A 14,323-nucleotide genomic window follows, 5' to 3' on the forward strand; every position below is an offset into this window, starting at 1 on the left:
GCTAGAGAAGCCCCGGGACGGGCCTCTGGACGGACCACGGCAGGCGAGTACCGTGACGTTCGTTAGGAAGTTAACTAACGAAGTACAGTGCGTGTCAATAGGCGTCGCGCACTCGGCTTCCCCGGCATCTCGTCCGGGTCGGGAACGCGCGACGCCAGGGCAACCCATCGCCGCCTCCCGCCGAGCCGATCGGCCCGGGAGAGCGGCCTGTGACCTGGGGGAAGTGTGGAACACGACGTGGTAAGAGCCCCCCGTCTGACCGAGAGCGCGAGCGCCGTATTCGCCGTGCTGGCCCAGGCCGGCACCGCGACCCGGCCGCAGCTCGCGAGCCTCGCGCGGCTGTCCAAGCCGACGGTCTCCTCCGCCGTCGCCGAACTGGAGGGCGTCCACCTCGCCGCGCACTCCGGCACCTCCTCCGGCGGGACGGGCCGCAGTGCCGCCGTCTACCGCCTCGGCCCGGCCGCGGGCGCCGTGCTCGCCGTCGACCTCGGCCCCGCCCTCACCCGGGTGCGCGGCTGCGCCCTGGACGGCAGCCTGCTCGCCGAGGCGACCGGTCCCCGGGAGGACGCCGCCGATGTCGTGCGGGACGCGCTCTCCGCGCTGCCCGCGGATGCCCCGCTGCGCACCATCGTCGTGGCCGTCGGCGACGTGACCCCGCCGCAGCGGATGCGTCCCGCCACGGCCAAGGCGGGCCCCCTCTTCGACGCGGTGGCCGTCGCCCTGCCGCCCGGAGTGCCCGTCCATCTGGAGAACAACGTCAACTGCGCCGCGCTCGCGGAACTGCACGAGGGAGCGGCTCGCGGCCGTCACACCTTCGGCTACCTGCGGATCGGCGTCGGTATCGGTCTCGGCATCGTCGTAGGAGGACAGGTGCTGGCCGGGGCCAACGGCGCTGCGGGAGAGCTCGCCAGGCTGCCCTACCCGTGGGACGACGACCTGGAGCCCCGCCACGAGGCCCTGGAGGAGTACATCGGGGCCTGCTCCCTGCTGCGTCGGGCCGCCGAGGCCTGGCCGGACACCGGCGGCAGCTGCCCCCGCACGGCCGAGCAGCTCTTCGCCCTGGCCGGAAAGGGCAGTGCCACGGCCCGTGCGGTGGTCGACCGGCATGCCGTGGACGTGGGCCGGCTGGCCGCCGCCGTGACCGCCGTACTGGACCCGGGACTGCTCGTGCTGGGCGGCAGCACCGGCGCGTTTCCGCAGCTCCTGCCCGGTGTGCGGGCCGAGCTGGAGCGGCTGAGCTGGCCCACCGAGGTGGTCAGCAGCCAGGTCGGTGATCTCGGCACCGTGGTCGGCGCGGCCCGCCTCGCGGTCGCCAGAGGAGTCCAAACCGTGACCGAGGCGGCGCGGACGAAGGATTGACGGTTTCGGACTCGGTCTGCCAATGTCCGGACAAGCGCTTTCTAAGTCGGCCGGGACGCCGGCTTGGGGCGAACCTCCCGCCCGTACTCGACGTACGGCAACCGCACGAGGGCGTGCCCGTGCGGTGACGGCCAGGACGGCCGGGGATCTCGCCCCGCGCGGACGACGCGGCCGGGCGAGGCCGCCCCCTCCGGAAAGCGAATTTTCCTGCAAAATGCACCCGTGCCGCCTCGGTCGGCGCCGTGCTCCGTCCCCTACCACGAAATGGGATCGAAGATGACCACTGTGGGTGTGCGGCGCTCCCGCCGACTCGGCCGCGGCGGTATGCGCCGCCTGGTTCCCCTCGCTGCCGTGGCCACGGCAGGTGCCCTGTTGCTCTCCGCCTGCGGGTCGGGATCCGACTCGGGCGGGACCTCCAAGTCGCTGACGTTCTGGATCTCCACGGTTCCGGGGCAGGACGCGGGCTGGAAGAAGCTGGTGGCCCAGTACAAGAAGGAAGCCGGCGTCGACGTCAAGCTCGTCAACATCCCCTACGACGGCTACCCGACGAAGCTGCACAACGCCGCGCAGGCGAACTCCCTGCCCGACGTGGCCGCCGTTCCGGCGCTGGACCCGATCTGGTCGAACAAGCTGATCGACCTCAGCTCCATCGCCAACAACAAGACCAACAAGATCAACGCCAACTTCCTCGCCAAGGACTCCTCCGGGAAGGTGCTGTCCATCCCCTCGGACGTCACCGCGTCCGGCCTGTTCATCAACAAGACGCTCTTCGAGAAGGCCGGCGTCTCCTTCCCGACCTCGCCCCAGAAGACCTGGACCTGGACCGACTTCATGAAGGCGGCGAACAAGGTCCGTGAGAAGACCGGCGCCAAGTACTCCCTGACCTTCGACCAGTCGCCGTCCCGGCTGCGCGCCATGGTGTACGAGATGGGCGGGAAGTACGTCCACGCGGACTCCTCCGGCAAGTTCTCGGTGGACGCGGCGACCAAGAAGGCCGTGAACACCTTCGTCGGATGGAACGACGACAAGACCATGCCGAAGTCGGTGTGGACCAGCGGCGCCGACCCGTCGGCCATGTTCCAGAGCGGCAACGTGGTCGCCTACTGGTCCGGCGTGTGGCAGGTTGCCGCCTTCTCGGACAGCATCAAGAAGTTCGAGTGGGCGAGCGTCCCGACCCCCGCCCAGCCGGTCCAGGCCAGCGACGTCAACAGCGGCGGCATGACGGTCGGCTTCAATAACAACGGCGAGGCGGCCAAGGCCGCGACGAAGTTCCTGTCCTGGCTGTACGAGCCGGCCCACTACCAGGTGCTGTGCGAGACGTCCGGGTTCCTGCCGGTCGAGAGCGGTCTGAACCCGAAGTACCCCTTCAAGTCCGAGGCGGCGCAGGCGGCGTTCAAGCTGTACAACGAGTCGATCCCGCTCTACGCCCCGATCTCCGGCTACTTCAACAGCGCGCAGACGAACTGGGTGCTGAAGGGCAAGAGCCTCACCGAGGACCCGACCAAGACGGAGCTCGGCAAGGCGATCAACGGCCAGCAGTCGGCCGACAAGGCCCTGGAGAACATCGTGGCCGGCTACAACCAGCAGGTCGGCGGCGCCTCGTAGGCCCCAGGGCCGGGCGGCGGAGTGCGACGCCGCCGCCCGGCCCTGGACTCCCACGTGATGCCGGGCTCATGGCGTGAGCCCATCGCAACCCAATCCACCAGCACGGAGTCAGGAAGATGACAAAACGCGCCTCGGACGTGTCTGTGAGCCCGCCGAGTCCGCCCAGGAGACGCAGCAAGTACACCCTTGCGCCGCTCGTCCTCATCGCGGCCAACGTCGTGCTCTTCGGGCTGTTCTTCGTCTGGCCGGCGGTGATCGGGCTCCTCTACTCCTTCACGAACTACACGGGCGTGGGGGTGTTCCAGTGGGTCGGGCTGGACAACTACCACAACCTGTTCGGGGACTCCACGTTCTACGACGCGCTGACCAGGACCGTGCTGTACACCGTCCTCTTCGTCCCGCTGAACTTCGTGGTCTCGCTGCTCGCCGCCAACCTGGTGGTGAGCAAGCACGCCAAGGGCGGGTCGGTCGCCCGCGTCATCTTCTTCATCCCATGGCTGCTGTCGCCCATCGTCGTGGGTGTCCTGTGGCGGTGGATGTTCGGCGAGAACTTCGGGCTGGTCAACTACGTCATCGAGAAGTTCGGCGGAGACGCCGTTCCGTGGCAGTCGAACGCGGACCTCTCGTTGCTCGTGGTGGTGATGGCGGCGGCCTGGGCCTGGACGGGTTTCACGATGCTGTTGTTCATCGCGGCGATCAAGAACGTACCGGTGTCGTACTACGAGGCTGCCTCGCTCGACGGCGCCGGCCCCTGGCGCCAGTTCTTCAGCATCACCCTGCCGAGCATCGCGCCCACCTCGTTCATCGTCATCCTGCTCAACACGATCAACGCGATGAAGGAATACCCGGTGTTCGTCGCCCTCAACAACGGCGGACCCGGAACGTCGAACAACCTGCTCGTCCAGTACATCTACGAGACCGGCTTCAAACGGGGCCAGATCGGCTACGCGAGCGCCGCGTCGTTCGTGCTCATGCTCATCCTGATGGCAGTCGCGATCATCCAGCTGATCGTCAACCGGCGGGTGGAGAACCGATGACAACCACAGACATCCCGCGCCCGGCCGACGTCGACTCCGGACGGCGAGTCTCCAAGAAGCGGCCCCGCAAGACGACCACCGGTGGGCTCCGGCAGGCGGTGTCCGCGACGACACTGCTGTGGATCATGGCGTGCCTGTACGGGTTTCCGGTGCTGTGGTTCATCCTCAGCTCCCTCAAGCCGGCCAGTGACCTGTTCTCCTATCCGCTGACACTGGTCCCGCACAACCCCACCCTGTCGGGATTCGAGGCAGCGTGGGACAGCGCCAACTTCTCCCAGTACTTCATCAACACGGCCATCGTGTGCGTGATCACGACGATCCTCACGGTGGGTGTCAGCTGCTGCACCGGGTACGCGCTGGCCAAGTACGACAACAAGTGGCTCAAGGCCTTCTTCCTGTGCATCCTGGCCACCACGATGCTGCCGGGCGAGGTCATGCTCGCCCCGGAGTTCCTGGTGGTCCGCAACCTCGGCCTCTACAACTCGTTCGCCGGCATCATCCTCCCGGCCGTGCTCACCGCGACCGGATGCTTCATGTTCCGCCAGTTCTTCCTGACGGTTCCCGACGAACTCGTGGAAGCCGCACGCATCGACGGCGCCAAGGAGCTGTCGATCTTCCTGCGGATCATGGTGCCGCTCTCCCGGCCCATCATGCTGACCCTCGCCATCCTGTCCTTCCAGTGGCGGTGGAACGACTACATCTGGCCGCTGCTGATGCTCAACGACCCCAACAAGTTCACCGTGCAGATCGGCATCCAGAGCATCGTCGGCGCGCAGAACATCAACTGGTCGGTCCTGCTCGGCGCATCGGTCATCTCCATGATCCCGCTGATCGCCATCTTCCTGGTCTTCCAGCGCTACGTCATGGGCGCCGACATCAACGCCGGACTGAAGGACTGACCTTGCCCACCCCGCTCGACCACGAGTTCGTCCGCGCGGTGGCCCGCGCCGCCGACCGGTCGGCCGCCCCGCTCGCGGCCCGCCCCGACGAGGAACCCGCCGGTGTCCCGCACCGTGGTCTGGCGCGGCGGGTGAAGACCCTGGTCGCGGCCTACCGTTCCCCGGACTCGGCACTGCACGGCAGCGGGCAGGCCGTCACCGCCGCGATGACCCACCTGCGCGCCCTGCGGGCCGCGCAGACCACCACCGGCCTCTTCGCCGGCGGCGACAACGTGCAGTCACCTCCGGACTCCGCGTTCACGGTCAACGACGTGTGCGACGCGCACGTCCTCGCCGCCGCCGCGGGGCCGGAACTGCGCGACGTCACGGCCGCGCTCGCGGAGATCGCCGAGGCGGCCACCGGCAGTCTCCTGGCCGGTGGGGTGCACACCCCGAATCACCGCTGGGAGCTGAGCGCGGCCCTCGCCCGGCTGCACCGGTCGTTCCCGGACGACCGGCTGCTCGACCGCGTCGAGGAGTGGCTCGCCGAGGGCGTCGACATCGACGCGGAGGGCCTGTACTCGGAACGCAGCGCCGTCTACGCGTCCATCGTGACCAACCCGGCGCTGCTCCTGCTGGCCGAGGCGCTCGGCCGGACCGACCTGTCGGCCGCCGTCGAACGCAACCTCGCCACCACCCTGGACCTGATCAGACCGGACGGCACGGTGGAGACCCTCCACTCGCGACGGCAGGACCAGAAGCTCGCGTTCGCTCTGTGGCCCTACCTGCCGCACTACCGGCTCCTCGCGATCCGCACCGGCCGGGGCGACTTCGCCCGGGCGGCACGGCTGGCGGCCGCCGCCGGCATCGAAGACCCCGACCTGCTCGCCCAGATCCTCCTCACCCCGGACCTGAGCCGCGAACTGCCGGCCCCGCACGCGGAGAAGCTCCCGCGCGCCCGGTACCTCAGCACCGCACGCCTCGCCGCACACGTCTCGGCCACCGCGCACACCGTGGTGTACGGCGGCTCCGACGTGCCCGAGCACCGGCGCATCCGCTCGGGCCTCGCCTGCAACCCCACCTTCCTGCGCATGTTCGCCGGTGCCGCCGTCCTCGACGCGGTCCGCCTCTCGCGGGTGTTCTTCGACCTGGGCCCGTTCCGTGCCGCCGACATGGAACAGCTCGCCGACAACCGGTACCGGCTCACCCAAACCCTCACAACCGCCTACTACCAGCCGCTCCCGAAGGACCACAGGCGCGACGACGGTGCCTACCGCCTGGTGGACGAGGGCCGCTTCTCCGCGGCGATGGCCTTCCCGGACCGCCCTCAGGACGAGGTCTCCCACACGACCCGAGTCGAGGTCGACCTGCGGGAGGACGGGGCCGACCTGCGGATCGGCATCAGCGGCCCACCGGTGCCCTGGGCCCTCGAACTGACCTTCCGGCCGGGCGGCGTGCCGGAGGGCGCCGTACCGATCGGCGACGGGCGCTGGTGCCTGACGACCGGGCCGATGACCTACCGGGTCGGTGACGACGAGATCCGGATCGAGACCGACGTCGAGGCGGGCGGACCGCTTGCCGGGCCGGACCGGAGCGACGTACTGCGCTACGACCCGGGTCAGGACTACACCGTGGTGGGCGGCACCGATGCGACGACCGGGAACCGCGTCTACATCGGTGGACTCGGCCCGCACACACTGACCGTCGCCCTGCACGCCCGCCGAGCCGCACATGTCGTGTGACCCCGACGAACCACGCCATGGCCATCTCAGGCATGAAGGGCTGATCTCCGTGCACCACACGTCCCCTCCCGTGCACCTCACGCACCAGCGCGGCCCGCTGCACGACCTGCCCGACACCCCGGAGGCGTACGACGCCGTCCTCGCCGGTGTCGTCGAGCAGGCCCTGGCCCGGCTCACGCCGGAGGGCAACCTGGAGCACCCGGAGTGCGTGGACGACATCGGCGACACCTCCCTCGGCATCACCTCGCTCCTCGCCCTCGCCTGGCAGCGCGGCAAGGACCCGCGCGTGGCGGAGGCGGTGCGCCGCAGCCTCGCCTTCCACCTGCGCGAGCGCGTGTACACCGACGACAACCCCGGCTACCCGAACCTGACGGTGCGCGACTCCGGTCTGCCGTACGCCCGTTACACCCTGGCGGCGGGCGCGCACCCCATCGGCGACTGGCCGAGCACGGTGTGGGCGCTGCTCCAGGCGGTGAACCTCCTCGACGCGGCCGACGGCCTGGTCGACGGCGCACAGCGCGCCGAACTCCTCGACGTGGCCCACGGATACTGGCGCTGGCTGACCGAGGCGACCTTCTTCAACCCGCAGGAGGCGGGCAACCAGGCGATCGGCTGCGTCGTCGGTGGACTGATGCTCGCCCGCCATCTGCCGCCGGATCAGGGGGAGTCGGTCCGCGCCCGCGCGATCGAGCTGTACGTCGAGAAGATCCGCGCGCACCGGGTCGCCGACCGGGGCGCCCTCCTGCCGTCCGAGCACGGGGGCGCCTACGACAACAACTACGGCCCGATCTCCCTGTCCTTCCTTGCCCAGGCCCACCGGGTCAGCGGCGCGGAGATCTTCGCCGAGGACGGCGAGGCGCTCGCCCGCTACATCGACGCCCGGCTGACCAACGGCGGCTTCGACAACGGCGGACCGCGCTACAGCGAGCAGCACAGCGGCTTCGAGTCGGTCCTGGGCCTGCGCTACTTCGGCCGGCGGATCGGCTCGGACCTCGGCCGCTACCGGGGCGACACCCGGTGGGGCCGGCACGCGGTCAATGCCGACGGCGGGGTCGACGGTCACTTCGCCTGGATGCTGGTCTGGCAGATCCAGGACACCACACGCTGGCACCGCAGCCCCTCGCCCGCTCCCGCCCGCCACCAACTCCGCGCGGGCACGGTCTCGGTGGCCTTCGACAGCCGAATGACGCCGTCGCTGGTCGAGGCCGCGGGCACCTACTACCTCCCGGCCGCGGTGAACCGGCAGCACGGCTTCGGCCCGGTGACGGACGGCTTCCTGTACTGCCGCCCCATGGGCGAGGTCCGCGTCCGGGACCTCAGCGCCGGCGGTTGTACGGCGAAGCTGGTCACCAAGCCGGTCGTCGGCCGCGACCACGTCCTGCGCCATGTGAGCTCCCTGTACGTCACCGACGGCACGCGCCTGTGGGTGACGGTCGCGGTGGAACGGCTCCCCGGCACGCCCTACCTGCTCGCCGGCCTGCCGTACGCCGCCGACGACGGCGACCGTGTGCGCAGGGTCTCGCAGGGCCAGGTCACGTCCGCCGGTGAACTGCGCCTCACCCACCCGGAGTCGGACGGTGTGGACCACTTCGACGCCCGCGCGGACCGCACCCAGCAAGAGGCGGCCTTCGCCCTGGCCGCCGACCCGCGCGGCTACGGCAACCCCGACGAGGGCTGGCGCCACCTGGTCAGCTCGACGGCCCTGGAGGCGGGACCGGCCCCCGGCGCCCCGCAGGACCTGCACGTCTTCGCCGTCCGCTACGGATCGACGGGCCCGTTCACGCCCACGTTCACGCACGACGGCGCGGGCCTGACGGTCCGCACCGAGGCCTTCACCGCCGTGATCGGCGAGGCGTCGGGCGACGCACACGGGGAGCCGGAGCTCACGCTCGCGGCGCCCTAGGGGCGGGGCGACTCACCACGGCGGGCCGAGCGGTCGCACCTCCGCTGCTCGGTCTCGCCCAGCCCCACGGCCCAGTCGCGAAGCAGGGCGGCGCACGCGTCGAGGCCTCGATGCCGGGACACGCGGCCTCCTCCGGCACCGCCGGCCGTTGATCCACGGGAGTGCCTCGCTGACCGCCCCGGTCCGCTGCCGCCACCGGTGATGGCCGGCCCCGCGCGGTTCAGGTTCCCGCACGGGCGGTCGGCGGCTCCTGCGGGGTGGGCAGGGCCGTGCCCGGCACCACCAGGTCGGCCCGGTCCCGGGTCGTGGCGACCAGCTCCGCGTTGCGCTGGTCCGAGCGCATCACCCAGGCCACCGCCTCGTCGTGCGACTTGCCGAACCGCTCGTGCCGGGCGATCAGCCGCCGCAGCCGCTCCGGCTCGTCGAGCTCGCAGAACCACACCTCGTCCAGCTGCGGCCGCACCCGCGCCCACGCGCCCGTGTCGAGCAGCAGATAGTTGCCCTCGGTCACGACCAGCCGGGCCGTCGGCTCCACCGCGAGGGCGCCCGCGATCGGCTGCTCAAGGTCCCGCTCGAAGCCGGGCGCGTAGACGGTGTCACCGTCGGCCCCCTCGTGCAGGCGCCGCAGCAGCGCCGCGTACCCCGCCGCGTCGAACGTGTCCGGCGCGCCCTTGCGGTCCCGACGGCCGAGCCGGTCCAGTTCCACGTCGGCGAGATGGAAGCCGTCCATGGGAACCTGCGCGACCCAGGGATCACCGGCCCCGTTCAGCTCCCGCACCAGGTGCTCGGCGAGCGTCGTCTTGCCCGCACCGGGGCTGCCGGCGATGCCCAGCACGGCACGGCGGCCGTCGCGGGGGAGGGAGCGGGCGCGGGCCACGAGGTCGTCGAAGGTCGGGATCACACAGCAGAGTCTGTCACCCGGTCGGCGCTGATTCCCCCTGCCGGCGAAGGTCCCCGGGGCAGGCGCCTGGCCGAACTCCGCACTGCGGACCCTTCCCTTGCGGGTTACTTTGTCCGTGCTTTTTGCGTCTTATGTTTCTTATGGGGCATCTGTCTCTTCTGAGTACTGGTCATAGGGGTAAGGGGTGGACGATGGCCCACGGCACGAAGCCCATGTTCGTGAGTGGCGAGCGGTACGGCATGGCGACCGTGTCCGACGGGTCCTGGCGGCAACGCGGTGCCGGCCCGCTCGTGGCGGTGGCGGGCGCCTTCATCCTCGCCCAACTCCTCCTCGTCCCGCCCTCGATGGGCCTCGGCTGGGACGAGGTGGTGTACGTCAGCCAGGTCGGCACCGAGGCGCCGGCCGCCTTCTTCAGCGCACCACGCGCGCGTGGCGTCTCCCTGCTCGTGTGGCCCGTCGCCTCCTGGTCGTCGTCCACGGCACTGCTGCGTGTCTACCTCGCCGTCCTGTCCGGACTCGGCCTGTATCTGGCCCTGCGCGCCTGGCGCGGACTGTTCCCGCCCCGCGTCCTGGCCGGTGCGGGCGCCCTGTTCGCCACCCTGTGGGTGACCCTCTTCTACGGCCCGCAGGCCATGCCCAACCTCTGGGTCGCCTACGGCGCCCTGTTCTGCGTCGGCTGCACCCTGCGCGCCCACGCGGACCGCTTCGACGGACGGGCCCTGTGGGGCGTCCTGGCCGGTGCCGCGGTCATGGCCTGGATGCGGCCCACCGACGCCGTATGGGTCACGCTGCCCCTGCTCGCCCTGGCGGCGGCGGTACGGCACCGGCGGCTCGGCGGCGCCCTCGCTGCGGGCCTCGTCGCCGGGGGCGCCGAGTGGGTGATCGAGGCGTTCGTCAGCCACGGCGGACTGCGGGAGCGGCTCAACCAGGCCTCCCGCATCCAGGGCGACCTGGGCTGGAACCTCGCCGTCGACGACCAGCTGCGCAGCCTGGTCGGCACCACCCTGTGCCGGCCCTGCGACGGCGAGATGCCCGACCCGGCCGTCTACGCCTGGTGGTTCGTCCTGCCCCTGCTCGCCGCCTACGCCCTGGCCGTCGCCGTCTGGTCCGGGCGCACCACCCGCACCCTGGTCCCGCTGGCCTGCGCCGCGACGGCCGCCTTCCCCTACCTGTTCCTCATCGGATACGCCGCACCCCGCTTCCTCCTGCCCGCCTACGCGCTCCTCGCCGTCCCGGTCGCCGACGCGCTGCTCCATTCAGTCACCAGGCCGAACGGCCGATGGCGCCCGGCGGTCGCCGCCGTGCTCGCGGTCGGGCTGACCGGACATCTGGCCGTGCAGTACACCGTCCTGGACCGCACCGTGGACCGCACCACCGCCAAGCGCCGGGCCTGGACCCACTCCGCCGCCGAGCTCCACCGCCTCGGCGTACGCCCGCCCTGTCTGCTCACCGGGCACGAGGCCATCCCCCTCGCCTACTACACCGGATGCGCGTCCGGAGCGACCCACGGTCACAACGCCAACACCACGAGAGCCGACATCCTGCGGACCGCCCGCAGCATCCCGGTCGGCGCCCTCAGCGCGCCCGGCCGCAAACCGCCCCGGTACGCCCGCGACTGGGAGCCGCACCGCCTCGACCGGCTGGAGGTCCGCATCGCCCCGACGCCGGTCGCGGGCGGACCGGCATGACACCCGATCAGGTCCTCACCGAGCCCCGGCGCAGACGGGCCTACTGGCACAGCGCCCTCACGCTCGCCGTCCTGGTGGCCGTGGCCTGCCTGGCCCGGCGGCACTGGCCGGTGCTCGAAACGGGCGCGGTCCGGCTCGCCGTCGCCGACCAGGGCTGGCTGCTGGTGGCCGCCGCGGCCACCCTCGCGACCTGGCCGTGCGCGGCGCTCGCCCAGCAGGGCGCGGTGCCCCACCCGCTGCCGCGGAGGCGACTCGTGGCGGCGCAGTTCGCCTCCTCCGCCGCCAACCAGATGCTGCCCGCCGGCCTCGGCGCGGGCGCGGTGAACCTGCGCTTCCTGATGCGCTGCGGCTTACCGCTCTCCGGCGCGGCCACCGCGCTCGCGGTCAAGGGCACGACCGGGGCGCTCATGCGCGGCGCTCTGATCGCCGCACTCGTCGCGGCCTGCCCCGGAGTGCTGCACCTCCCGCACGTCGGCGCGGGATACCTGCTCACGGGATGCGCATTGACCGCTTGCGCGGCAGCTCTGCTGGCCGGCCCGCTGTGGAGCCGGTGCCGCCCGGTCGTCGCCTCGGTGCGGGCGCACATCGCGGCCGTGCACAAGCGACCGGCGCGGGCGACGGCCCTGTGGGGCGGCTCGCTGGCCTTCGTGACGCTGCACTGCGGCGTACTCGTCGCCGTCACCCGCGCGGTCGCCCTGCCCCTCGCACCCGCCCGCGTCGCGCTGCTCTACCTCGCCGCCAGCACCGCGGCCGCCCTGCTGCCCACCCCCGGCGGCCTCGGCTCCCTCGACGCGGCCCTCGCCTTCGCGCTCACCGCCGTGGGCGCCCCGGGCGCGGCGGCCGCCTCCGCCGTGCTCGGCTACCGGCTGCTGACGGTGTGGCTGCCGCTCCTGCCCGGCCTGCTGGTCCTCGCGGTGCTCGTCCGGCGCCGGGCCCTGTGAGCGCCAACGGCGTTTCCCGGGCGGGCGGTTCAGGTAGGACTCCGGTTGTCGGCCGGACGCAGGAGCCGGACAAAGGAGGAGGATCGCCATGGCGAGCAGTGAGCACGAGGGGCGGCTGGGGGAGGAGTTCTTCACTCCGGGCACCTCGTCCTTCACCGAGTTCCTGACGGCGCACCGGCCCGCCCTGCTACCCATGCGCCGCCCCTTCCCCGACGGCGTCCGCGCCGCCGCCGACCGATTCCCGCACGGCACCACGGTGCTGGCCCTCACCTACCGCGACGGCGTACTGATCGCCGGCGACCGCAGGGCCACCATGGGCAACCTCATCGCCCAGCGCGACCTGGAGAAGGTCCACCCCGCCGACGACCACACCGCCGTCGCCTTCGCCGGCACCGTCGGACTCGCGGTGGACATGGTGAAGCTGTACCAGGTCGAGCTGAAGCACTTCGAGAAGATCGAGGGCATTCCGATGACCCTCAAGGCGAAGGCGAGCCGCCTCGCCGGCATGATCCGCCAGAACCTCGGCCAGGCCATGCAGGGCCTCGCCGTCGTACCGCTCCTCGTCGGCTACGACCTCAGAGCACCCGAGGGCGCACGGGGACGCATCTTCGACTTCGAGGTCACCGGCGGGCCGTACGAGAAGTACGACTTCCACTCCGAGGGCTCCGGATCGCCGTATGCCCGCGGCGCGCTGAAGAAGCTGTTCCGCCCGGGGATGTCCCGGCGCGAGGCGGTCCTGGCCGCGCTGCACGCGCTGTACGACGCGGCCGACGACGACTCGGCGACCGGTGGGCCGGACATCAACCGCCGGATCTTCCCCAGCGTCGCGGTGATCACGGAGGACGGCTTCGAGCGGCTGGCCGACGCGGAGACGGCGGACCTGACCCGAGAGATGGTGGCACAGCGCCTGAGCCGTCCGGACGGCCCGAACGCCGCACCCTGACAGGGGGTTCCCACCCTTCGTCTCCCCACCCTTCGTCGGCTCCGCCCTCCGCGCTTTCCCTCGGCATGACCGGAGCTTTGGCTTCCATGGCGAAGAACTGCCACGGGCTTTACTGCACATGGTTTGCAAGTACCGGAGGATGGCCGCAGGCTGTACAGCGCAGCCGCCCTCCATGAGAAAGATCCTCCCTGCCCGATGACGGCTGCCCCTGACTCCACTCCGACCCTCCCCGCCACGGCCCCCGAGCAGCGCACCGCCTGGCACCGCGTCCGCGGCTCCATGACGCGGCAGGAGTGGAGCAGGGTCGGCGGCATGGCCGCGTTCGTGCTGGCCCTGCATGTCATCGGCTGGTTCACCCTCGTCGCCGTGGTGGCGCCCGAGCACTACAGCATCGGACAGCAGACGTTCGGCATCGGCATCGGAGTCACCGCGTACACGCTCGGCATGCGGCACGCCTTCGACGCCGACCACATCGCGGCCATCGACAACACCACCCGCAAGCTGATGGGGGAGGGGCAGCGGCCGCTGTCGGTCGGGTTCTGGTTCTCGCTCGGCCACTCCAGCGTCGTCTTCGCCCTGGCGCTGCTGCTCTCGCTCGGCGTGCGGACCCTCGCCGGACCGGTCCGCGACGACGACTCCCGCCTCCACGACATCACCGGCCTGATCGGTACGACGGTCTCCGGGGCCTTCCTCTATCTGATCGCGGCGATCAACCTGGTCGCCCTCGCGGGCATCTGGAAGGTGTTCCGCCGGATGCGCACCGGCGGCTACGACGAGGCGGCGCTCGAAGAGCACCTCAACAACCGCGGCTTCATGAACCGCCTCCTCGGCCGCGCGACGAGGTCGATCACCAAGCCCTGGCACATGTACCCGCTCGGCCTGCTCTTCGGCCTCGGCTTCGACACCGCGACCGAGGTCGCCCTGCTCGTCCTGGCCGGCTCGGGCGCCGCCTCCGGGCTGCCCTGGTACGCGATCCTGTGCCTGCCCGTCCTCTTCGCCGCCGGCATGTCGCTGCTGGACGCCATCGACGGCACGTTCATGAACTTCGCCTACGGCTGGGCGTTCTCCGAGCCGGTCCGCAAGGTCTACTACAACCTCACCGTCACCGGCCTGTCCGTCGCGGTCGCCCTGCTCATCGGCACCGTCGAACTCCTCGCCCTCCTCGCCGACCGCCTCGCCCTGCACGGCCCCTTCTGGGGCTGGATCACCGGCCTCGACCTCAACACCGCCGGCTTCGTCGTCGTAGGCATCTTCGTCGTCACCTGGGCCGTGGCCCTGCTGGTGTGGCGGCTCGGCCGGATCGAGGAGAAGTGGGCGGGTGGTCGG

Annotated in this window: 12 protein-coding genes; 10 read left to right on the forward strand and 2 right to left on the reverse strand. The window is 71.2% G+C overall.

All coding sequences use genetic code 11. The annotated features are described in order from the left end of the window. Positions 1 to 237 precede the first annotated feature (237 nt). The 6 genes from POF73_RS42855 to POF73_RS42880 all read left to right on the forward strand — a co-directional run bounded on the left by POF73_RS42855 (position 238) and on the right by POF73_RS42880 (position 8,524). A complete protein-coding gene (locus POF73_RS42855) occupies positions 238 to 1,359 on the forward strand; it encodes an ROK family protein (protein ID WP_272124835.1) in 1,122 nt (373 codons plus the stop codon). Positions 1,360 to 1,635: 276 nt separating this feature from the next. After that, complete coding sequence (locus POF73_RS42860; protein WP_272124836.1) at positions 1,636 to 2,964, forward strand: extracellular solute-binding protein; 1,329 nt, start codon at positions 1,636 to 1,638, stop codon at positions 2,962 to 2,964. Between the two features lie 116 nt (positions 2,965 to 3,080). Continuing rightward, entirely contained in the window at positions 3,081 to 4,001 is a 921-nt protein-coding gene (locus POF73_RS42865; RefSeq protein WP_272124837.1) for a carbohydrate ABC transporter permease, read from the forward strand. Next, the gene (locus tag POF73_RS42870) at positions 3,998 to 4,900 is read left to right on the forward strand and encodes a carbohydrate ABC transporter permease (RefSeq protein ID WP_272124838.1); all 903 of its coding nucleotides are present in this window, start codon (positions 3,998 to 4,000) and stop codon (positions 4,898 to 4,900) included. The genes POF73_RS42865 and POF73_RS42870 overlap by 4 nt, the downstream gene beginning before the upstream one ends. Positions 4,901 to 4,902: 2 nt before the next feature. Continuing rightward, entirely contained in the window at positions 4,903 to 6,621 is a 1,719-nt protein-coding gene (locus POF73_RS42875; RefSeq protein ID WP_272124839.1) for a hypothetical protein, read from the forward strand. Between the two features lie 70 nt (positions 6,622 to 6,691). Then, positions 6,692 to 8,524, forward strand: coding sequence for a hypothetical protein (locus POF73_RS42880; RefSeq protein ID WP_272124840.1), 1,833 nt, complete (start codon positions 6,692 to 6,694; stop codon positions 8,522 to 8,524). Here POF73_RS42880 and POF73_RS42885 read toward each other — a convergent pair. Together POF73_RS42885 and POF73_RS42890 are read right to left on the reverse strand one after the other, a co-directional pair. Further along, positions 8,521 to 8,646 (reverse strand): hypothetical protein, encoded by a 126-nt coding sequence (locus POF73_RS42885; RefSeq protein WP_272124841.1) that lies wholly within the window; start codon positions 8,644 to 8,646, stop codon positions 8,521 to 8,523. The two genes, POF73_RS42880 and POF73_RS42885, sit on opposite strands and share 4 nt — an antisense overlap. Before the next feature lie 98 nt (positions 8,647 to 8,744). Continuing rightward, positions 8,745 to 9,425 carry a nucleoside/nucleotide kinase family protein gene (locus POF73_RS42890; protein ID WP_443049746.1) on the reverse strand — a complete coding sequence of 227 codons (681 nt, stop codon included), beginning with the start codon at positions 9,423 to 9,425 and terminating at the stop codon, positions 8,745 to 8,747. Between the two features lie 191 nt (positions 9,426 to 9,616). On the opposite strand from POF73_RS42890, the gene POF73_RS42895 reads away from it, so the two are divergent. From POF73_RS42895 to POF73_RS42910, 4 genes are all read left to right on the forward strand, one after another. After that, entirely contained in the window at positions 9,617 to 11,113 is a 1,497-nt protein-coding gene (locus POF73_RS42895) for a hypothetical protein (protein WP_272124842.1), read from the forward strand. Then, positions 11,110 to 12,054, forward strand: coding sequence for a lysylphosphatidylglycerol synthase transmembrane domain-containing protein (locus tag POF73_RS42900; RefSeq protein WP_272124843.1), 945 nt, complete (start codon positions 11,110 to 11,112; stop codon positions 12,052 to 12,054). The genes POF73_RS42895 and POF73_RS42900 overlap by 4 nt, the downstream gene beginning before the upstream one ends. An 88-nt stretch (positions 12,055 to 12,142) precedes the next feature. After that, entirely contained in the window at positions 12,143 to 12,997 is an 855-nt protein-coding gene (prcB, locus tag POF73_RS42905) for a proteasome subunit beta (protein ID WP_272124844.1), read from the forward strand. Between the two features lie 195 nt (positions 12,998 to 13,192). Then, the coding region (locus POF73_RS42910) for a HoxN/HupN/NixA family nickel/cobalt transporter (RefSeq protein WP_272124845.1) at positions 13,193 to 14,323 on the forward strand (1,131 nt) is incomplete at its 3' end.

This window comes from Streptomyces sp. HD, from assembly GCF_028369295.1.
Lineage (GTDB): Bacteria > Actinomycetota > Actinomycetes > Streptomycetales > Streptomycetaceae > Streptomyces.